Raw genomic sequence first — 20,234 nt, forward strand, 5'->3', positions numbered from 1 at the left:
CGGTTCCTCTGCGTGCAGATGACGGACCCAATAAGGGTCTGTCACGCCGCTTGGGTGTTGTCGTGGCGCACGATGGGATCGATGGGCGCCAGCGGCAGGGCCAGCGCCTCTTCCAGGTGGCGGGCAACCTGAAGCAGCCGCGCCTCGCCGCGCGGCGGGCCGATCAGTTGCAGCCCGACCGGCAGGCCGGTGTCGGTGAACCCCACCGGCAGCGACAGCGCGGGCAGGCCGCATGTGGACGCAAGGAAGGCGAAGCTGAGCCAGTCGAGGTAATCGCGGCAGGGCTGACCGGCGACTTCGGTGGGATATTCGACCTCTGACGGCAGCGGGGCCAGCCCGGTGACGGGACAGGCCAGCACGTCGAAGGTGCCGAACAGCCCGCGCATCTGCGCGTAAAGCCGCGAGCGGGTAACGTTGGCCCTGGCGATGTCGTCGACGGTCAACATGCCGCCGGTGCGGATGTTCTCGGCCAGCGTCGGCTTGAAGTGCTGCGAGATGCGCTTGGGCCGGACCTGATGCGACGTCCACATGCCGAGCGCGCGGAAGGTGCGGAAGGCGTGGTCGAGACCGCGGGTGTCCGGCTGATGCTCCTCCACCGCGACATCGGGGGCCTGAACCCGCGCGACGGCCCGGGCGAGGATCTGCGCCATGTCGGACGTGACGGGGGCGAGCCCGCCGAGGTCCGGCGAGAAGGCGATACGGACATGGCCCGGCGCTGCGAGGCAGGCGCCCAGATAACTGTCCGTCGAGGGCGGATGCGAGAGCGGTGACACCGGGTCGAAGCCCGTCATCGCGTCGAGGAAGAGCGCCACGTCCGCCACGTTCCGGGCCATGGGACCGTCGACACCGAAGGCGTCGAAGGCATCAGCACCGGCAGCCGAAGCGACCAGTCCCGGCGACGGCCTCAGCCCCACGACACCGCAATAGCTGGCCGGGGTCCGGAGCGAGCCGCCGAGGTCGGAGCCCTGGCTCAACCAGACTTCGCCGGTGGCAAGGCCCGCCGCAGCCCCGCCCGACGATCCGCCGGGGTTCATGCGCGTGTCCCACGGGTTGCGGGTGGCGCCGAAGACGGCGTTGAAGGTGTTCGCGCCCGCGCCCATTTCCGGGGTGTTGGTCTTGCCGATCACCACCGCGCCGCGCGCCTCCATGCGCAGGACCATCGGATCGGAGGTCTTCGGCACGTTGTCGGCCAGCGCCGGGGTGCCGTAGGTGGTGCGCACGCCCGCGACATCGGTCAGGTCCTTGATGCCGACGGGCAGGCCCGCCAGCAGGCTGTCGCGGTCAGGCTGCGCGTCTCGGGCGCGGTCGCCGCAGGTGGTGACCATGGCGTTGATCGCGGGAGAGGTCTGCGCGATGCGGCTCAGGCTGGCGTCGATCAGTTCGGCGGTGGAGACCTGACCCGATTTCAGCAGGGCCATCACGTCGCGCGCCGTCTGACGGCACAGGTCGGGTCCGGTGAAACCCGCCGTCTCAGCAGTCGGCATCGGGCGCTGCGCAGAACATCTCGTACAGTAGCGCGATCACGCGCGAGGTGTTCTCGTTCGCGAGGCTGTAGTAGATCGTCTTGCCCTCGCGCCGGGTGACCACCAGCCCCTCTTCGCGCAGGCGGGCGAGCATCTGGCTGACCGCGGCCTGACGGATGCCCAGGAGTTCTTCCAGTTCGCCGACGGATTTCTCGCCCCCGCCCAGGTGGCAGAGGATCATCAGGCGGCCTTCATGCGCCAGCGTCTTGAGGAACGCGGAGGCGTTGCGGGCGTTGGCTTCCATTTCTTCCGGCGGCGCCGGGGGGGCTTTCTGGTCCATGGTCAGGTCCTGGGTCCGGTCTCGGGACTGCATAGCCGGGTGATTCGGAAAATGCGAGATTACTCGTCATGGGCGGGCGCGCCACCCTGGAAGCGGTTACCTTCCGCATAGTTGCAGGGCTCATCCTGCATCTGGAGATGCAGATCGCCGCCGGTGTAGGGATGGGCGCGGGCAAGGTCCTCGTCCACCTCGATGCCGAGCCCGGGGGCGGTGGGCGCTGCGACAAAGCCGTTTTCCACCCGGATCGATCCCTTGATCAGCCGGTGGTGGAAATCGGTCTCGATGGTTTCGGCGATCAGCAGGTTGGGGATGCAGGCGGCGAGCTGGATGTTGGCGGCCCATTCGACCGGACCGGCATAAAGGTGGGGGGCTATCTCGGCATTGAACGACTCCGCCAGCGCGGCGAGCTTCCTCGCCTCCCAGAGACCGCCGACGCGGCCAAGCGCCGGTTGCAGGATCTTCGCGCCGCCGGTGCGCAGGAGGGTGGCGAACTCCGACCGGGTGGTCATGCGCTCGCCGGTGGCGATGGGGATGCGGACCTGGTTTGCGACCTGGGCGAACTCGAGCAGGTTGTCCGGCGGGATCGGTTCCTCGTACCACAGGGGATTGTAGGGCTCGATCGCCTGCCCGAGCCGGATGGCGCCCGCCGTGGTGAACTGCCCGTGCGTGCCGAAGAGCAGGTCGGCCCGGTCGCCCACCGCCTCTCGCACATCTCGGCAGAAGGCCACGGAACGGGTGATGTCGGACATGGCGGGCTGGTGGCCGCCGCGCATGGTGTAGGGGCCGGCGGGGTCGAACTTCACCGCGGTAAAGCCGCGCGCGACGCAGTCGGCGGCGGCTTCGGCGGCCTGGTCGGGGGCGGTCCAGAAGTCGGAGAGGTTATGCTGCGCCAGCGGGTAGAGGTAGGTGTAGGCGCGGATGCGTTCGTTCATCAGCCCGCCCATCAGCGCCCAGACCGGGCGCCCCCTCGCCTTGCCGAGGATGTCCCAGCAGGCGATCTCCAGCCCCGAGAAGGCGCCCATGACGGTGAGGTCGGGGCGCTGGGTGAAGCCCGAGGAATAAGCGCGGCGGAACATGCGTTCGATGTTCTCGGCGGACTCGCCCTCGACGTAGCGCTTGAAGACATCCTCGATCACCGCGGTCATGGCCTTGGGACCCACCGAGGCGGCGTAGCATTCGCCCCAGCCGGTGATGCCGTCGCCGGTGGTGAGCTTGACGAGGATCCAGTAGCGGCCCCCCCAGCCGGGGTGCGGCGGGGCGGTGACGATGATGTCGAGGTCCTTGAGGATCATGGGCTGTGCTCCTGCATGGTTTCGGGCCGCGTCCCGCGACCCGACCGGCCGGGAGAGGCGCTGCCTCCCCCGGACCCCCTCCGAGGTATTTCTGCCAAGATGAAGGGGCGGGGCGGGCGTGACCTGTGTGGGGTCAGGTGTCGAAGAGGATGACGTTGCGGCGGGCGCCGCCGGTCTTGGTGTCGGCGATGGCCTCGTTGATCTGGTCGAGGGACCAGCGCCCGGAGACCAGTTCGTCGAGCTTGAGGCGGCCCTGGCGGTAGAGGTCGGCCATCCACGGGATGTCGCGGCGGATCACCACGTCGCCCATCTTGGAGCCGATCATCTGCTGGCCGGTGTAGGCGGGAACGACGGGTTCGTACTGCGCCATGGCGCCGGTGTGGGGCATGCCGACCATGACCATGCGTCCGCCCCACCCGAGGTAGCGCATCGCCTGTTCGTAGGCCGGGATGGCGCCGACGGTCACGGCGACCACGTCGGCGCCTTTGCCCAGGGCCTTCAACGCGGCTTTCCACGGGGCCTTCGACGTGCCCAGCACGGCATCGGTGGCGCCGAATTCGCGGGCGATCTCCAGCTTGGCCTCCGACATGTCGACGGCGACGATGCGGCGGGCGCCGGCGATGCGGGCGCCCTGGATGGCGTTCAGGCCGACGCCGCCGGCGCCGATCACGACCACGTCTTCTCCGGCGCGCAGGCGGCCGGCGTTGACCACCGCGCCTATGCCGGTGATGACGCCGCAGGCCAGGAGGCAGACGCCTTCGGCGGGCAGGGTTTCGGGGAGCGGCACGACCTGGCTCTGATCGACGACGACGCGCTCGGCGAATGCGCCGCAGTTCATCGCCTGCACGACCGGGGTGCCGTCGGGGCGGGACAGGGGAGAGGGGCGTCCGCCCTGGTTCTCGCAGATCGTCGGTTTGCCCGAGTTGCAGTTCACGCAGGCCCCGCAGGACCGGATCAGCGTGACCACGACCCGGTCGCCTTCGGAGAGGCCCTTCACGCCATCGCCGAGCGCGGTGATGCGGCCGGAGGCCTCGTGGCCGTAGACGGCCGGAAGGTCGCCGCCCCATGCGCCGTCGGCGTAGGAAATGTCGGAATGGCAGATGGCGACCGCCTCCAGCGTGACCTCGATCTCGCCGGTTCCGGGGGCGCGCAGATCGAGGTCTTCGATCGTCAGAGGCGCGTTGAAGGCGGTGCAGACCGCCGCGCTGATGCGTGTCATCCCAGTCTCCCTGTTTTCCACGGAGGGTTCACCGCCTCGTCCCGGGGTTCAAGCCGGAAAATGACATGGGGGCGGCAGAAGGGCGAATGAGGCCGGGGTTTTCAGGCGACCGCGTGTCGGGGCGCGCGGGTGAGGAACAGCGTCAGCGCCACGACGATCAGCCCGAGCGACACGAGGAAGGGCGCGCCGGGGAAGGGATCGGCCCGTTCGGGCGCCGTGAAGGCGGCGAAGACGGAGGTCATCATGATCGGCGAGACGGCGGCGGCCAGCGCGGCGGTTGAGGTCAGCAGGCCCTGCAGCGCCCCCTGCCGGTCGTCGCCGAGGCTCTGGCTCATCATGCCCTGCATCGCCGGGCCGAAGGTGCCGCCGAGTGCCGCGAGCGGGATCAGCGCCAGCACCGTGCGGGTGTTGTCGAGGAAGGGGATCAGCGCGTAGGCGATGGCGGCGCACAGGAGGCCGAAGACCACCGTCCCCGATTCTCCGAACCGCCTGAGCAGGAGCCGGATCACCCCGGCCTGTACGAAGGCGAAGGAAAGGCCGAAGGCGCCGAGGGTGGTGCCGATGATCGCGCTGGACCAGCCGAACTGCGCATGGCCGAAGAAGGCCCAGACGGAAGGATAGACCGCGAAGGCCACGTGGTAGAGGAACATGATCGCCAGCCCGCGGCGGATGCCCGGCACGCGCGTCATGATGAGAAAGGCGCTGAACGGGTTGGCCTCGCGCAGGCGGAAGCGGCGGCGGTTCTCGGGCTTGATCGTCTCGGGGAAGGCGAGCAGGCCGAGGATCGTGTTGAGCGCGGCCAGCACGGCGGCGGCCCAGAAGGGCGCACGGGTCCCGAACTCTCCAAGCAGGCCGCCGATGGTCGGGCCGAGGACGAAGCCCAGTCCGAAGGCCGCGCCGATCAGCCCGAAGGCGGCGGAGCGTTTCTCCGGCGGAGAGAGGTCGGCCATGGCGGCGAAGGCGGTGGAATGCGTGGCGGAGGCGAAGCCGCCGATGATCCGGGCGATCAGCAGCACCACGAGGCTGTGGGTCATGCCCATCACCGCATAGTCCACGACCATCAGCGCCAGCGTGCCCAGCAGGATGGGTTTGCGCCCGTATGTGTCAGACAGCGCGCCCAGAAGCGGCGCAAACAGGAACTGCATCGCCGCGAAGACCGTGCCCAGGACCCCGCCCCAGAGCGCCGCGCCGGAGAGGCCGCGGCCGGAGACTTCCTCGATCAGGTCCGGCATGACCGGGAGGATCAGGCCGATGCCCATGGCATCGATGGCCACGGTGATGAGGAGGAAGAGGACGGGCAGGCGCAAGGGTCAGATCGCCTTTGTCACGGCAGCGGCGAAGGCGCGGGCCTCGGCCGGGGCGGTCCCGAGCTGGCGGGTCGCGTCGAAGAGGTCCGCCGGCAGGTCGGGCCATTCCGCGCGGGCCGCGTCGGTCAGCGGCGTGCCGGAGGTTTGGGCCGATTTGATGAGGTCCTTGACGGCGGCCTGCGCCTGTGGCCGGGGCATCCGGTCGGTCAGGGCGAAGGAGAGTGCCTCGGCGATCAGGAGGCCGCCGGTGGCGTCGAGCGTCGTCTGCATGGCGCTCGTGTCGGGAGAGAGTGTCTCTGACAAGTCTTGCATAAGTGTCAACGCGGCGGACGCTGCCAGCACGAGCTGCGGCAGGGTCAGCCATTCGGTGAACCACGCGGCGCCGTCGCGCTGCTGCCGGTGCAGGGCCGCGCCGTCCAGAGTGGCGGACAGGCCCTGCACGTGGCGGGCCAGTGCGACCATGGCGGAGGGCGCCACCGGGTTCTGTTTCTGCGGCATGGTGGAGGAGGCCCCGGCGCCGCCGAGGCGGACCTCGGATAGGCCGGACTGGGTGGCGAGCACGAGGTCCTCACCCATCTTGCCCGCGGCCAGCGCGGTGCGGGCGAACCACCCGGCGATGGTCAGCACGGGCGTGCGGTCGGTGTGCCAGGCGTGGCCGGGATCGTTCAGGCCCAGCTTTTCAGCCAATGCAGCGCGCAGGGCCACGGGATCGGGTCCGAGGGCAGAGGCGGTGCCTGCCGCGCCGGACAGGGACACGAAAAGCTGGGCGCGCACGCGGGGCAGGTCCTCGAGCGCGGTCAGCAGCGGCCAGCCCCATTGCGCGACCTGCGCGCCGAAGGCGGTGGGCGTTGCATGCTGGCCGTAGGTGCGGGCGGCCATGGGCGTCTCGGCGTGATCGCCTGCAAGCTTTGCCAGCCCTTTCAGCGTGGCTTTCAGCCGGTCCTCCTGCAGGGCCAGCGCCTGCCTCAGCCGCAGCATCAGCCCGGTGTCCTGGATGTCCTGCGATGTCGCGCCCCAATGCAGGTACTGCGCATGCTCGGGGGCCATCATCGCCTCGCGGAAGGCGGCGACCAGTGCGGGTGTCATCACGCCGTTCTGCGCCGTGGCCTTGGCCAGTCCCACTGGGTCGACCTGGCATTCGAGCGATGCGCGGTGGATCGCGGCGGCGGCGGTCTCGGGGATCACGCCCGCGGCACCCTGCACCTGCGCCAGCGCGCCCTCGACCAGCATCATCGCCCGGACCTCGGCGCTGTCGGAGAACAGCCGCGAGGTTTCACCGGTCGGGAAAAGACCGGACAGGTGGGCGCTGTCGAAGGGCGTTGCGGGCATGTCGTGTTCCTTTGTCCTCCGTGCGCCGCAGGTTTGCGTGGCGGCATCCGAAGTCCGGGGTCTCTGTCACATTGCAACGATTTTGTGAAGCAGAGACGCAAGGTCCCCCGGCATGGAGAAGAACGGAGAGTGGGAGCTTTGCAACGAAAAAACGTCTTCGGGGGCGAAGCGTTCGGCCATTTTCCGTTGGAAATCCGGGGGGATGGCGCGGTCTTCGGTGCAGATGATGTAGCTGCGCGGCAGGGCCTGCGACTTTTGCGACAGGGCGATGGCCGTGCCGGAGGCCGAGGTGGATTCGGCGCAGAGACGGGGCAGTGCGTAGGCGTCGGTGCCGGGCGGGCAGTCGTGGTAGAAGTTGCCGGTGCCCCCGGAGAGGTCGAAGGTGAAGCTGAGCTTGGTGTCCGAGAGGCGGATCAGCGGCACCAGCGGCTGTTCGTCCGCCTGCATCCGCATCTGTGCGAGGCTGTGCCCCGGCCAGGGTGTGTAGGCGCAGAGGTAGACGAGGCGCCGGATGTTGGCCGGGTCGATCTCGGCGGCCTGGGTGATCGAGTAGCCGCCCATGGAGTGGCCGACGACCACGGTGGGTTCGGTCAGCGCGTCGACGATGGCCTGCCCGAAGTCGTGGAGCGCGGTCGCCTCGATCGGGGTGGGGTCGTCGCCGTGGCCGGGCAGGTCGATGGAGCGGGCCTCGTGTCCCAGCGACTCGAGCGCCGGGATCACGTCGCGCCAGCACCACGCCCCGTGGGCCGCGCCGTGGATCAGCAGGAAGCGGGCCATCAGGCGGATTGTCCCGTCATGCCGGTCATGCGCCTTGGGCTTTCAGGAAATCGGTGAGAACGCGGGCGTATTCCGCGGGCTGTTCCACGCAGGGCAGGTGGCCCGCATTGCGGATCAGGTGCTTCTGGCTGCCGGGGATCAGGTCGGCGGTTTCGAACACCAGATCGGGCGGGGTGGAGCCGTCCTCCGACCCGGCGATGGCCAGCGTCGGCAGGCGCAACCCGCTGGTGGAACTGATGAAATCGGTGCCGGAGATGGCGGCGGCGCAGCCGGTCCAGCCCTCGGCCGGGGTGCGCAGGAACATGTTGCGCCAGGCGGGGAATTCCTCGGTCTGGTGGAAGGGTTTGGAGAACCAGCGGTCCATCGTGGGGTCGACGATGTCGGCGAGGCCGGCCTTTTCCACATTGGCGATGCGTTCGGCCCACATGTCGCGCGTGCCGATCTTGGCGGCGGTGTTCGAGAGCACCATGGCGCGCACCAGATCGAGGCGCTTGGCGGCCAGTCCCTGCGCGATCATGCCGCCGATGGAGAGGCCCACGAAGATCGTGTCCTTCAGCCCGAGATGGTCCATGAGGCGTTCGGTGTCGGTGATCAGCGCGCCCATGGAATAAGGGCCCTTGGGCGTGTCGGAGAGGCCGTGTCCGCGCTTGTCGAAGCGCAGGATTCGCAGGTTTCCGGGCAGCATCGGCAGGATCTCGTCCCAGAGCCGGAAGTCGGTGCCGAGCGAGTTGGCGAAGACGACGGGGGTGCCGTCCTCCGGGCCGGTCAGGGCATAGTGGATACGGGTGTCGCCGAGCTGGACTGTCTGCATTGGGGCCTCCTGTGTGCCCCCTGTTTAACCTTGGTTGCCGACCTGCGGAAGGTGTTGCGGACAGGGGCCTGTGGCGGGTTAACGAAGCGTCCGGTGGCGCGGCGCTGGCCATATCTTGGGGTTGGCCGGGGTGCGGGCCACAAGCCGACGCCGGGCCGGAGCGGCGTTAACCGGATGTTATGGGGTGAACCGGCCGGTTCGGGGGGCCTTTCCGGCCGGTTGGCAAGGTTGGTTAATTTCCGTTCACGAAGGGCGTTAAGGAAGGCGGGAAAGCGGGCTGCGACGGGGCGGTTTGCCGACCCTGGAACGCCCGGTGGTCGGGCGGGGCCGTAGGCCATTGCTGCGAGAGCGCGCCGGTCGCGTCATGGTGCGGCGGGCAGCTTTCCGGGCGCCCCGACTGAAGCCACTGCGGGCTTCAGCGGCCCACCCTCCAAGCCGCTGCCCGGCAGGGGCAGGGCGATGGCCGGGATTGGCGGGTACTGCTGGCGGGCGGGAAAACAAGACGGCCCCGCAGCGCGGGGCTGCGGGGCCGTGAGTGTGGTCTCGGGCACTGGAGGCCGGACCCCCGCCGGAACGGGGCGTCCGCGGCCGCCGTTCAGGCGATGCCCACGACTTCGATGTCGAAGGTCAGGTCCTTGCCGGCCAGCGGGTGGTTGGCGTCGAGGGTGACCTGTTCCTCGTTCACTTCGACGACCGTCACCGGCATGACCTGACCCTGCGGGGTCTGGACCTGCAGCTGGGTGCCGAGATCGAGCGGGATCTCTGCCGGGATCTCGGAACGCGGCACGGCCTGCATCGCGTTCGGATCGGGCTGGCCGTAGGCTTCGTCCGCCGGGATCGTCAGCTTCTTCTGCTCGCCCACGGTCATGCCGGGCAGGGCCTTGTCGAGGCCGGGGATGATCTGGCCGGAGCCCACTTCGAACTGCAGCGGATCGCGCCCGCGCGAGCTGTCGAAGGTGGCGCCGTCCGCCAGCGTTCCGGTGTAATGCAATTGAACTGTGTCGCCGGTTTTGACCTGCGTCATGTGTGTACCTCTGATGTCTTGGAAACGGGTTTGGCGAGGCCGGGGCGTCCCGGGTGGCTCGCATGCTCATGCCTAAAGATAATGATTCATGGCCCGCGATGCAAACCCGGTGGTCAGAACCGGGTGTGCGCCCTACTGTCGGGGCGACGGAAATGCCGGGTTCGGGGCGCTTTGCCGCGCCTGCCGGACCCGCGGAGAAAGGGAGTTTTGCCATGCATCCGGTCTTGGCGAAGGACAACGTGGCGGTGGTGACGGGCGGGGCCTCGGGCATCGGGCTGGAGATCGTGGGGCGGCTGGTGGCGCTGGGCATGAAGGTGGCGATTGCCGACCTGCCCGGCCCGGCGCTGGAGCGGGCGGCGGCGGAGACCGGCGCGCTGGGCGTGGCCGTGGACGTGACCGACCGCGCGGCGCTGGAGGCGCTGAAGGTGCGGGTGGAGCGCGAGCTTGGCCCGGTTTCCGCGCTGTTCGCCAACGCCGCGATCCAGCCCGGGTCGGACGTCTTCGACGAGCGCGGCACATGGAACCGGGTGATCGACGTCAACCTGATGGGGTTGGTGCACACGGTGCAGGTGCTGGCGCCTGCGATGATCGCCAGCGGCGCGCCGGGGCTGATCGTCATGACCGGGTCGAAGCAGGGCATCACCACGCCGCCGGGCGACCCGGCCTACAACGCCGCGAAGGCGGGGGTGAAGGCCTTTGCCGAAGCCGTGCAGCACGATCTGCGCGGGCGCGAGGGCTGTGAGGTCGAGGCGCGGCTGCTGATCCCGGGTTTCGTCTGGACCGGGCTGACGCGGCAGGGCCGGACGGAGAAGCCCGCCGGCGCCTGGACGCCGGAGCAGCTTGTGGATTTCCTGATGGCGGCGCTGGACCGGGACGATTTCTACATCCTCTGCCCCGACAACGACGTGGACCGGGCGACGGACGAGAAGCGCATCCTCTGGGCCGCGGGCGACATCGTGGAGAACCGCCCGCCGCTGTCGCGCTGGCACGGCGATTACGACGCGGCCTTCAAGGCCTGGCTGGAGCGCTGAGGGATGGCGAAGGTTGTGGTGTTCGACGCCTACGGCACGCTCTTTGACGTGGCCGCCGCGGCGCGTGTCGTGGCCGAGGAACCGGGGCGCGAGGCCCTGGCGGCGGTCTGGGGACAGGTGGCGGAGGACTGGCGGCGCAAGCAGCTCGAGTATTCGTGGCTGAGGGCCGTGACGGGCGATTACGTGCCGTTCTGGACCCTGACGATGGACGGGCTCGACTGGGCGATGGAGCGCGCGGGGCTGGACGACCCGGAGCTGCGCGAGCGCCTGCTGGCGGTCTACTGGGAACTGCCCGCCTACCGCGAGGTGCCCTTCATGCTGGCGGCGCTGAAGGCGAAGGGCGTCGCGACGGCGATCCTGTCGAACGGCAGCCGCGACATGCTGGAGGGGGCGGTGGAGTCCTCGGGCGTGGGGCTCTACCTCGACGAGGTGCTGTCGGTGGAGGCGGTCCGGGTCTTCAAGCCCGCCCGCGCGGTCTATGACATGGTGGGCACGGCCTTTGGCGTGGCGCCGGGCGAGGTGCTGTTCGTGTCGTCGAACGGCTGGGACGCGGCGGGGGCGGCGGCCTACGGCTTCGAGACGGTCTGGGTGAACCGCGGCGATTTGCCGATGGACCGGCTGATGGCTTCGCCCGACCATGTGATGAAGGATCTGACGACGATACCGGAGAGGGTGTGATGGCGAATTTCACGACGTCCGACGGGGTGGAGATCTTCTACCGCGACGAGGGCGAGGGTGTGCCCCTGGTCTGCCTTGCGGGGCTGACGCGCGACGGGCGGGATTTCGATTTCGTGGCGCCGCATCTGGAGGGCGTGCGGCTGATCCGCCCGGACTATCGCGGGCGGGGGCAGTCGGGATGGGCGGACTGGTCGACCTACACGATCCCGGTGGAGGGGCGCGACACGGTCGAGCTGCTGGATCACCTCGGGCTGAAGCAGGCCGCCGTGCTGGGAACCTCGCGCGGGGGGCTGATCGCCATGGGGCTGGCCGCGACGGTGAAGGACCGGCTGATGGGCGTGGCGCTGAACGACATCGGGCCGGAGATCGCGGATGCCGGGCTTGAGGTCATCAAGGGCTATCTCGGGCGCAGGCCGCCGCAGAAGACGCTGGCGGAGGTCGCGGCGCGGCGGGCGGAGCTGATGACCGGCTTCGTCGGCGTGCCGGAGAGCCGCTGGCTGGAGGAGGCGGAGCGGATCTTCGTGCAGGAGGAGGACGGGCTCTGCCTGACCTACGACCCGAACCTGCGCGAGGCGGTGCTGGGCGGCGGGGCGCAGCCGGTGGCCGACCTCTGGCCGTTCTTCGACGCCTTCAAGGGGTTGCCGCTTTGTGCGCTGCGGGGCGAGAACTCCGACCTGCTGTCGCGCGAGACCTTCGAGGAGATGAAGGCGCGGCGCCCGGACATGATCGCGGTGGAGGTGAAGGGGCGGGGGCACATCCCCTTCCTCGACGAACCGGAGGCGCTGGACGCGCTGCACCGCTGGATCCGGATGCTGCGCTGATCCGGGAAGGGCATGAGCGCCGGTGGATGCGCGGGCTGCCTGAATAGCCTGTGGGCGGCGGCGCGTGACGCCGGTTTAGCTGCCGCATGGCGGGACCCGGCAGCGGGAGGCGTCGCAGACGTTGTCCAGGGGTGTGAGCCCCGTGAGACGCGCCCCCGTGCCCCGCTCGGGCCGTCGCCCACCCGCCCACCCCGCCGCCCCGACCGGAGCGCGGGGGCGCGCGTGGCGTTGGGCCGGGGCTGTTCGTTTCGGCGGGCCCTTCGCTTTCGGCTGGTCGGATTTGCCCGGTCTGGCCCGTAGGGGACGGGCGCCGGGGCATTGCCCTTGGCATGACATGGGGATGTGCACGCAGAGTATGGGCGCCGAGTGCGAGAGGGCTTCATGCGCATTGCGGACGGTTGGACGCCCGCCACCGGATCGATGGCGGGCGCTTCGGTCTAGCGGTTGCGGATATGCGTGCTCCAGTGGGCGTGCAGAGCTTCGATGTCGCCGCTGGTGAGGAGGGGCATCGCCTGATGCAACTGGTCTTCCGTCCATGCCCACCATTGGAGTTCGAGCAGGAGGGCGATGCGTGCATCGTCGAACCTCTTGCGGATTTCCCGGGCCGGGTTTCCGCCGACGATGGCGTAAGGCGCGACATCCCGCGTCACCACGGCGCGCGTGCCGATCACGGCGCCGTCGCCGATCCTGACGCCGGGCATGACGATGGCTTCGGAGCCGATCCAGACGTCGTTTCCGATGACCGTGTCACCGGCCGGACGGTAGCCGTTTTCGGCGCCCGCAAAGGCCGGCACGTCTGACATCCAGTAGAAGGGAAACGTGCTGACCCAGTCGTTCCTGTGGCCCTGGTTGCCCGCCATGATGAAGGCGGCGCCAGATCCGATGGAGCAGAAGCTGCCGATCAGAAGGCGGTCGACGCCCTCGTCCGGCAGGAGGTAGCGGGCGCAGTCGTCGAAGCTGTGGCCGTGATAGTAGCCTGAATAATAGCTGAACCGTCCGACAAGGATGTTCGGGTTGGTGACCTGCTTGTCCAGCGTGATGCCCCGGAAAGGGCTTTCGAAGTGGTTTTTCATCTGGGACCTCTGAATGATCGGCATGTGTGCGCACATGCAAAACCAGCGCTGCCGCTGAGGGCGGCGCGCAATTTCCCCGGGCTTCAGCGCGGGGACGGATTCAGATGGTTCGGTCCGCAGATTTCATCGGGCGAATGTCCCTGTCCAATTCGTGCGAAGGATACGGAAACGGCGACCGGACGCAAGCCGGACGGCATGGCGCTTTGGCAAGGGGGCGCAGGTCGTTTTGCGGCGCTCGCGCGCGCCGGGATGACGCGCGCGCAGGCGTTTCGGCGCAGTCTTTTCGGCAGGGGGTCAGGCGTCGGGCAGGTTGAAGACGCGGACGGGGTGGAGTTCGCCGGCCTTGTAGCGGCCCACGGCGACCGGACGGCCGTCGTGGCTGGCCCAGGCCTCGTCGCCGTATTCGATGCCGCCCGCCGCAAGGACCATGCCCGAGTTGCCGTTCCTGAGGCGCGTCGCGCCCTCGGCGGTGGCTTTCAGTTCGGGAAGGTCGGCCAGCCCCGCCTCGACCGGCAGGAGCCGGGCGTCGAGGGCGGGGGTGCGGGCCTCTGCGTCGATCTGGTCCAGCGTCACGGCGTTTTCGAGGTCGAAGGGTCCGGACCAGAGGCGGCGCAGCGTCAGCACGTGGGCGTGGCAGCCGAGCGTCTGGCCCAGATCGCGCGCGATGGAGCGGACATAGCCGCCCTTGCCGCAGGTCATTTCCAGCACGGCGGTGTCGGCGTCGGGGCGGTCGGTCAGCACCAGCTCCTCGACCCAGAGGGGGCGGGCGGCGATCTCCATCTCCTCGCCGTCGCGGGCGCGCTTGTAGGCGCGTTCACCGTCGATCTTCACCGCCGAGAACTGCGGCGGGACCTGCATGATCTCTCCGACGAAGCCGTGCAGCGCCTCCTTGATCTCGTCGTCCGAAGGGCGGAAATCGCTTTCGGCTGTGACCTCGCCCTCGGTGTCGTCGGTGTTGGTCGCCTGCCCGAGCCGGATGGTGAAGGCGTAGGCCTTCGTCGCGTCGGTGATGTAGGGCACGGTCTTTGTCGCCTCGCCCAAGGCCACGGCCAGCAGGCCCGTCGCCTCCGGGTCGAGCGTGCCGGCATGGCCCGCCTTCTTCGCTTCCAGCGCCCAGCGGACCTTGTTCACGACGGCGGTGGACGTGATGCCCGCCGGTTTGTCGACGATCAGCCAGCCGGAAATGTCCCGGCCCTTGCGCTTGCGTGCCATGTGCTGCCCTTTCGCGGTAAGGCGCGCCGGGTAGCAAGCGCGCCGCGCCCTGTCAATCGCGGGGCGCGCGCGGGCCGTGGTCTTGCAGGTGGTCCGCTGCGGGCGTCAGCCGTCGGAGAGCGCCTCGACGATGGTGGCGCGGGTCTCTGCCTCGGCGATGCCGGAGAAGGGCTTCATGTTGTGGCCGGGGACGACGGCGTCGGGGTCCTCGATGAAGGCGTCGAGGGTTTCGGCGTCCCATGCGAAATCGGCCCGGGCTAAGGCGTCGGAATAGCCGTAGTCATCGAGGCTGCCGGCCTCGCGCCCGACGATGCCGTACAGGTTGGGGCCGAGGCGGTTGTCGCCCTCGTCGAGGGAATGGCACGTCCGGCAATGGTTGTTGAACGCCAGCGTAGCCTCGTTGTCCTGCGCGGCGGCGGGGGCGGCGCTGAGGAAGAGGGCGGTGGCGGCGATATGCGGTTTCATGTCGGTGTCTCCTCTGGGGATCGTTGGAAGACAAACCGTCGAGGGGGTGGTGGCGTTCCCGCGCGGTCGCGGGTCCGGCGGGGGATCGCCGGTCGCCGTGTGTCCGGGCAGGCCGTGAGGGCGGGCCGTCAGGTCGTGCCGGAGAGGCGGGTGTCCTTCAGGCCGGAGAGGTCCAGGAGGCCCGCGCGGTTGCAGAGCCAGAGCGCGCCCGCCACCGCCCAGAGGTTCGACAGCACGAAGGCGCCGACGATGCCCGCAAAGCCCGCCACGCTGGCGCCGAGCCATGCGAGCGGCACGTAGACCAGCGCGATGCGGCTGGCCGAGAGGCCCATGGACCAGAGCGCCCGGTCGCGCGCGTTCATCGCGGCGTTGGCGGTCACGAGGATGCCGTAGCCGAAGAAGCCTGTCGCGCCCCAGCGCAGGTAGGTGGTGGCATGGTCGGCGGCTTCGCCTCCGTCGGTCATCAGATGGGCGAGGGTGGGCGCCGCGACGGACAGCACGGCGGCCAAGAGCGCGCCGTAGCCCGTGCAGGCGAGGAAGGTGAGCCGCGTGGCGGCGCGGGCGCGGTCGTGTTTCTCGGCGCCCCAGGCCTGCCCCACGACCGGGCCGATCCCCGCCGACATCGCCAGCATCGGCACGAAGAGCAGCGACTGCACGCGGGTGGCGGCGCCGAAGCCCGCCACGGCGGCATCGCCCAGCATCGCGGCGGCGGAGGTGACAAGCGACAGTCCCAGCGGGTTGATGGCGTTCGAGAGCGCGGCGGGGCCGCCGATCCGGGCGATGTCGCGCATGCTTTCTCCGAGGCCTTTCAGGCAGGTGCGGCTGATCGACAGGCGTCCGCTGCGGAGCGAGAAGATCACCAGCCCGAGGCAGCCCAGCGTGCGGGCGAGGAAGGTGGCGATGCCCGCGCCCTCGGTTCCCATGGCGGGGATGAAGGCCGCGCCGAAGATGAACAGCGGGTCGAGCGCGATGTTGAGGAGCGCCTGCGCGACCATGACGGTGGCGGAGATGTGGCTTTCGCCGCCCGCGCGGAACACCGCGTTCAGCCCCATGGCGGCGACCATGAAGGGGAAGGAGGCGCACCACCACGGCACGAAGGACAGCGCCTCGTCCCGGACGGCGTCGGTGGCGCCCATGAGGGAGAAGATCGCGGGGGCGGAGAGGTAGAAGGCCGTGGCGGTGACGAGGCCCAGCAGCGCCGCGACGATCAGCGCGTGGAGGGCGAGGCGCGCGGCATAGGCGTCGTCGTCGCCGTTGCGCCCGAAGGCCTGGCTGACCACGGCGGAGGTGCCCGCGCCCATGCCGATGCTGAGCGAGGTCAGCGCGACGATCACCGGGTAGACGAAACCGATGGCGGTCAGCGAATCGGTGCCCGCGCGGGCAAGGAAGGCGCTGTCGGCGATGCCCACGGAGAGGGTGCCGAGGATGCCGATGCTCATCGGCGCGGAGACCCGCCAGAGAGCGCGGGAGACGGGGCCGGAGGTGAGATCGCGGTTTCGCTTGCCGTTTGCCATGGCGACGCAGATGGCGCGAATGGATGCGAAGGCAAGAATGTTTGCGCGTGGGGCGTGCGCCCCTCAGCACAGCACCTGTGCGAGCGCGTCGAGCGCGGCGCGGATCGGGGGATCGTGGCGGGCCTCGTGGTGGGAGACCAGCCATTCGTCGTGGGTCAGGGCGTCGATGGGTTCCGACAGGCGGGCGAGGCCCGGCTCGGTGTCTCCGGCAAAGCAGGGCAGCACGATCCGCCCGAAACCGTTCAGCGCGAGGTCGAGGCAGAGGCGGCTGTCGCTGGCGGTGGTGAGGATGCGGTCGGCATGGTGGTCGTGGACCCAGCGCTGGGAGGGCGGCTTGTCGGCGCTGGCGGGCAGGGTGACGAAGCGGTCCGGCGCGCCGGGCAGGCCGTAGACCGCGTAGAGGATGGGCCGGGCCCGTTGCCGCGCCAGCCACGGGTGATCGGGCGCGCGGTTGCGGATGCCGATGTCGGCCTCGCGGCGGGCGAGGTCGAGGGCGGCGTTCGAAGGCAGGAACTCCGGCACCCAGCGACCTTGCGGGTCGGGCGCCAGCGCCTGCGCGAGGAAGCGCGAGGTCCAGAAGCCCGCGGTGATGCGCACCCGGCGCGGGCCGGTGTCGCTGTCGAGGAAGCGGTCGACCCGGCGGCGGAGCGCGGAGAGGTCGGCGACCTCGGCCGCCAGCGCGCGGCCCTCGCCGGTCAGCGCGTAACCCGCCCTGCCGCGCAGAAAGAGCGGACGGCCGGTCTGTGCCTCGAGCGCGGTCATGCGGCGGGACAGCGTGGGGAGCGGCGTGCCCGAGAGCCTTGCGGCGGCGGTGAGGGAGCCGTGCTGCGCCACGAGCAGGAACAGCGCGAGATCGTCGAGGCTGGGCGCACTTTCATTCATGAAAGTCAGTTTGCGCGCATCGCCAGTATTTTCAAGGAAATTGCCGTGGGAGGCTGGGCGCAGATCGCATCAGGCTTTCAGGAGTGAGATATGTCCCATCCTTTTCCCATCCTCCGGATCGTGCCGGACGCAGCCGCCAGTGCCGAGGCCGCGGGCTTTGCCGCGCGGGTGCAAAGCCACCGGCGCAGGGCGCGCAGGCGCGCGGTGCTGCGGTTCAGGGTGGCGCTGTTCGGGCGTCGGAAGCTGCGGGGCGCGGGTCTGCCGGAGGACGGCGGCGCCATCGCAACCGGCTGTCAGGCGCGCATCAGGGTCTGACCGAAACCGCCGAAGTGCAGCATGCTGCTGGCGCTGTCGGTCCAGAAACCGGGCCAGTGCGCCCCCATGGCCGGGTGATGCCAGACGCGCACGTCGGTTTCGGGCGGCAGCGTGTTGAAATCGGGCTCGTCCCGCGTGCGGAGCTGACCCGACAGGCCGAAGAAGCCGTTGATCAGCACCGTCATGATGAGCGCATCCTCCGGCGTCATCTGGAGGCGGCGCCAGCCCGGGGGAACGGTTTCCTCGGACCCCGTCACCCAGTCGCCCGAGACGAACAGGCGTTCCGGGAAATCGGGGCGGTAGCCGAGGCTGTAGGCGCCCTGGCTCTCGACGATGAAGGTGATGTAGCCGTTGCTGCTGGCGTGCAGCTCTTCGGGGCGGAAGATCCGGTCCTGCGTCAGGAGCAGCGGCAGCCCGGAATGGAACACATCCGGCCCGAGCGCATCCGACACCTCGGTCACGGGCTTCAGCCACGGCAGCTGGCCGGGTGTCGTGTCCCGCTCAGGGATGGCGATGTCGGGACGACCGACCCAATCAAGCAGAAGCTTCAGCGCATCCTCGATGGTGGTGACGATCAATTGGTCCTCCCTCACGCCCGCGTTCCAGCGAAACGCTGCTGCCAATCTTCGCGTTCCGCATCGGTGATCTTGCGGAAGGTGACGTCCGGCACGGTGAATGTGTGACCTTCGGGCAACGTTTCAAGGGCGGCGGGCACGTCGACCGGCCAGCTGTCGTCGTCGGTCTGCATGGCGGCCAGCAGGTCGGCGCAGGCGTCGGGGATGAAGGGGCGGGAAATCACCGCGTAGAGGCGGATCAGGTTCAGCGCGAGGCGGATCTGCATCGCCGCCTGTTCGGGATCGGTCTTGAAGGTGGTCCATGGCGCGACCTCCTGCAGGTACTCGTTGCCGAGCACCCAGGCGGCGCGCAGGGCGGCGGCGGCCTTGCGGATCTCGATCGCCTCCATGTGGGTCTCGTACTCGCGCACCTTCGCGGTGATGTCGGCGACCAGCTTTTCCTCGGCCGCTCCGCGGGTGCCGCCTGCGGGCACCGCCTCGGAGAACTTGGAGCGGCAGAACTTCGTCACGCGGGAGGCGAAGTTGCCCAGCACGTCGGCGAGGTCCTTGTTCACGCCGGACTGGAAGGATTCCCAGGTGAACTCGGCGTCGGAGGTTTCCGGCACGTGCGACAGCAGCCACCAGCGCCAGTAGTCGGCGGGCAGGAGTTCCAGCGCCTGGTCCATGAAGACGCCGCGCCCGCGCGAGGTGGAGAACTGTCCGCCGTCATAGTTCAGGTAGTTGAAGGACTTGATGTAATCGACGAGCTTCCAAGGCTCGCCCGAACCGAGGATCGTGACCGGGAAGGAGAGCGTGTGGAAGGGCACGTTGTCCTTGCCCATGAACTGCGTGTAGCGCACGTCGTCCGCGCCCTTGTCGGTGCGCCACCAGCGTTCCCAGTCCGTCCCCTTGCCCGCGTCGACCCATTCCTGCCCGCAGGCGATGTATTCGATGGGCGCGTCGAACCAGACGTAGAAGACCTTGCCCTCCATGCCCGGCCAGGGCTCGTCGCCGCGCTGCACCGGCACGCCCCAGTCGAGGTCGCGGGTGATGCCGCGGTCCTGCAGGCCGTCGCCGTCGTTGAGCCATTTCTTGGCGATGGAGGTGGTCAGCACCGGCCAGCCCTCGCGGGTGTCGATCCATTTCTCCAGCTCGTCCTTCATGGCGGACTGGCGGAGGTAGAGGTGCTTGGTCTCGCGCATCTCGAGGTCGGTGGAGCCGGAGATGGTGGAATGGGGGTTGATCAGGTCGACGGGGTCGAGCTGCTTGGTGCAGTTGTCGCACTGGTCGCCGCGCGCGCTGTCGAAGCCGCAGTTCGGGCAGGTGCCCTCGATGTAGCGGTCGGGCAGGAAGCGGCCGTCGGCCTTCGAATACATCTGGGTTTCGGAGACTTCGCGGATCAGGCCCTGTTCGTCTAGCACCTTGGCGAAATGCTGGGTGAGCCGCTTGTTCGCGTCGGAGGAGGAGCGGCCGAAATGGTCGAAGGAGAGGCGGAAGCCCTCGGCGATCTTCGACTGCACCTCGTGCATCTCGGCACAGTATTCGGCTACGGGCTTGCCCGCCTTGGCGGCGGCGAGTTCGGCGGGGGTGCCGTGTTCGTCGGTGGCGCAGAGATACAGCACTTCGTGGCCACGGGCGCGCAGGTAGCGGGCATAGAGGTCGGCGGGCAGCTGGGAGCCGACGAGGTTGCCCAGGTGCTTGATGCCGTTGATGTACGGAATGGCAGATGTGATGAGATGGCGGGCCATATGCGTCTTCCTTCGCGAACGTCAGCGCGGGTTTAGCGGAGTGGCGGGGCAGTGGCCAGTGGTCACCCATCGGGGGGTGCAGAATCTGCACCCTACGGGGCGTCGCGCGGGCGGGGACGCGGGCTTTCGGAGCGCATGTCGGGCGGTGTGGCTGTTGCTCGGGTTTGTTCGGCGGGACGCGTGTGGGCGGTTTCGGCGGGCGGGTCGGTTGCCTCGGGCGGTGCACGCGGCAGAGGGCGGCGGGCCGGTCCGGTGGCGCATGGGGCCGGGACCGACGGGATGTCGGTGGAAGGTCCGCCTCGGGCGGGCCATGCGGATCGGGGCGCCCGGTCTGTCGGGCGGTGCGTGGGGCCGGGGTGGCGATGCGGACCGCCGGCCC

General features: G+C 69.3%; 20 protein-coding genes. 4 read left to right on the plus strand and 16 right to left on the minus strand.

Features of this window, described 5'->3' with window-relative positions:
• Positions 1-41: 41 nt before the first annotated feature.
• The 9 genes from QNI11_RS02935 to QNI11_RS02975 form a co-directional block, all read right to left on the minus strand.
• Positions 42-1,484, minus strand: coding sequence for an amidase (locus QNI11_RS02935; protein ID WP_283982276.1), 1,443 nt, complete (start codon positions 1,482-1,484; stop codon positions 42-44).
• Positions 1,471-1,803 (minus strand): helix-turn-helix transcriptional regulator, encoded by a 333-nt coding sequence (locus QNI11_RS02940; RefSeq protein ID WP_100927942.1) that lies wholly within the window; start codon positions 1,801-1,803, stop codon positions 1,471-1,473. The genes QNI11_RS02935 and QNI11_RS02940 overlap by 14 nt, the downstream gene beginning before the upstream one ends.
• Positions 1,804-1,862: 59 nt before the next feature.
• Positions 1,863-3,095 (minus strand): mandelate racemase/muconate lactonizing enzyme family protein, encoded by a 1,233-nt coding sequence (locus tag QNI11_RS02945; RefSeq protein WP_283982277.1) that lies wholly within the window; start codon positions 3,093-3,095, stop codon positions 1,863-1,865.
• A gap of 133 nt (positions 3,096-3,228) precedes the next feature.
• The gene (locus QNI11_RS02950) at positions 3,229-4,314 is read right to left on the minus strand and encodes a zinc-binding dehydrogenase (protein ID WP_283982278.1); all 1,086 of its coding nucleotides are present in this window, start codon (positions 4,312-4,314) and stop codon (positions 3,229-3,231) included.
• Between the two features lie 101 nt (positions 4,315-4,415).
• Positions 4,416-5,621, minus strand: coding sequence for a TCR/Tet family MFS transporter (locus QNI11_RS02955; protein WP_100927939.1), 1,206 nt, complete (start codon positions 5,619-5,621; stop codon positions 4,416-4,418).
• Positions 5,622-5,624: 3 nt separating this feature from the next.
• Entirely contained in the window at positions 5,625-6,950 is a 1,326-nt protein-coding gene (locus QNI11_RS02960) for a lyase family protein (RefSeq protein WP_283982279.1), read from the minus strand.
• 66 nt (positions 6,951-7,016) lie between these two features.
• Entirely contained in the window at positions 7,017-7,727 is a 711-nt protein-coding gene (locus QNI11_RS02965) for an alpha/beta fold hydrolase (protein WP_283982280.1), read from the minus strand.
• Between the two features lie 25 nt (positions 7,728-7,752).
• The gene (pcaD, locus tag QNI11_RS02970; protein ID WP_283982281.1) at positions 7,753-8,538 is read right to left on the minus strand and encodes a 3-oxoadipate enol-lactonase; all 786 of its coding nucleotides are present in this window, start codon (positions 8,536-8,538) and stop codon (positions 7,753-7,755) included.
• Between the two features lie 595 nt (positions 8,539-9,133).
• Complete coding sequence (locus QNI11_RS02975) at positions 9,134-9,562, minus strand: peptidylprolyl isomerase (protein ID WP_100927935.1); 429 nt, start codon at positions 9,560-9,562, stop codon at positions 9,134-9,136.
• Positions 9,563-9,774: 212 nt separating this feature from the next.
• Here QNI11_RS02975 and QNI11_RS02980 point away from each other — a divergent pair, with 212 nt between their 5' ends.
• From QNI11_RS02980 to QNI11_RS02990, 3 genes are read left to right on the plus strand one after another with little or no spacing between them, the layout of a single operon-like run.
• A complete protein-coding gene (locus QNI11_RS02980; RefSeq protein ID WP_283982282.1) occupies positions 9,775-10,593 on the plus strand; it encodes an SDR family oxidoreductase in 819 nt (272 codons plus the stop codon).
• 3 nt (positions 10,594-10,596) lie between these two features.
• On the plus strand, positions 10,597-11,271 hold the full coding sequence (locus QNI11_RS02985; RefSeq protein ID WP_283982283.1) for a haloacid dehalogenase type II: 675 nt from the start codon (positions 10,597-10,599) through the stop codon (positions 11,269-11,271).
• Positions 11,271-12,092 carry an alpha/beta fold hydrolase gene (locus QNI11_RS02990; RefSeq protein WP_283982284.1) on the plus strand — a complete coding sequence of 274 codons (822 nt, stop codon included), beginning with the start codon at positions 11,271-11,273 and terminating at the stop codon, positions 12,090-12,092. Before QNI11_RS02985 ends, QNI11_RS02990 begins: the two co-directional genes overlap by 1 nt.
• A 437-nt stretch (positions 12,093-12,529) precedes the next feature.
• Here QNI11_RS02990 and catB read toward each other — a convergent pair whose 3' ends face one another.
• From catB to QNI11_RS03015, 5 genes are all read right to left on the minus strand, one after another.
• Positions 12,530-13,165 carry a type B chloramphenicol O-acetyltransferase gene (gene catB, locus QNI11_RS02995; protein ID WP_283982285.1) on the minus strand — a complete coding sequence of 212 codons (636 nt, stop codon included), beginning with the start codon at positions 13,163-13,165 and terminating at the stop codon, positions 12,530-12,532.
• A 294-nt stretch (positions 13,166-13,459) separates the two neighbouring features.
• Positions 13,460-14,377 carry a tRNA pseudouridine(55) synthase TruB gene (gene truB, locus QNI11_RS03000; protein ID WP_283982286.1) on the minus strand — a complete coding sequence of 306 codons (918 nt, stop codon included), beginning with the start codon at positions 14,375-14,377 and terminating at the stop codon, positions 13,460-13,462.
• Between the two features lie 105 nt (positions 14,378-14,482).
• Positions 14,483-14,842 carry a cytochrome c family protein gene (locus QNI11_RS03005; RefSeq protein ID WP_283982287.1) on the minus strand — a complete coding sequence of 120 codons (360 nt, stop codon included), beginning with the start codon at positions 14,840-14,842 and terminating at the stop codon, positions 14,483-14,485.
• 128 nt (positions 14,843-14,970) lie between these two features.
• Positions 14,971-16,281 carry an MATE family efflux transporter gene (locus QNI11_RS03010; protein WP_306418211.1) on the minus strand — a complete coding sequence of 437 codons (1,311 nt, stop codon included), beginning with the start codon at positions 16,279-16,281 and terminating at the stop codon, positions 14,971-14,973.
• A 138-nt stretch (positions 16,282-16,419) separates the two neighbouring features.
• Entirely contained in the window at positions 16,420-17,238 is an 819-nt protein-coding gene (locus QNI11_RS03015) for a LysR family transcriptional regulator (protein WP_283982289.1), read from the minus strand.
• Positions 17,239-17,328: 90 nt separating this feature from the next.
• Here QNI11_RS03015 and QNI11_RS03020 point away from each other — a divergent pair, with 90 nt between their 5' ends.
• Positions 17,329-17,553 carry a hypothetical protein gene (locus tag QNI11_RS03020; protein WP_283982290.1) on the plus strand — a complete coding sequence of 75 codons (225 nt, stop codon included), beginning with the start codon at positions 17,329-17,331 and terminating at the stop codon, positions 17,551-17,553.
• On the opposite strand, the gene QNI11_RS03025 is transcribed toward QNI11_RS03020, so the two are convergent.
• Positions 17,532-18,131 carry a hypothetical protein gene (locus QNI11_RS03025; protein ID WP_100927925.1) on the minus strand — a complete coding sequence of 200 codons (600 nt, stop codon included), beginning with the start codon at positions 18,129-18,131 and terminating at the stop codon, positions 17,532-17,534. The genes QNI11_RS03020 and QNI11_RS03025 overlap by 22 nt on opposite strands.
• A gap of 11 nt (positions 18,132-18,142) precedes the next feature.
• Positions 18,143-19,855 carry a methionine--tRNA ligase gene (metG, locus tag QNI11_RS03030; RefSeq protein WP_283982291.1) on the minus strand — a complete coding sequence of 571 codons (1,713 nt, stop codon included), beginning with the start codon at positions 19,853-19,855 and terminating at the stop codon, positions 18,143-18,145.
• Positions 19,856-20,234 lie beyond the last annotated feature (379 nt).

The organism is Sagittula sp. MA-2 (assembly GCF_030126985.1).
Classification (GTDB): Bacteria; Pseudomonadota; Alphaproteobacteria; order Rhodobacterales; family Rhodobacteraceae; genus Sagittula.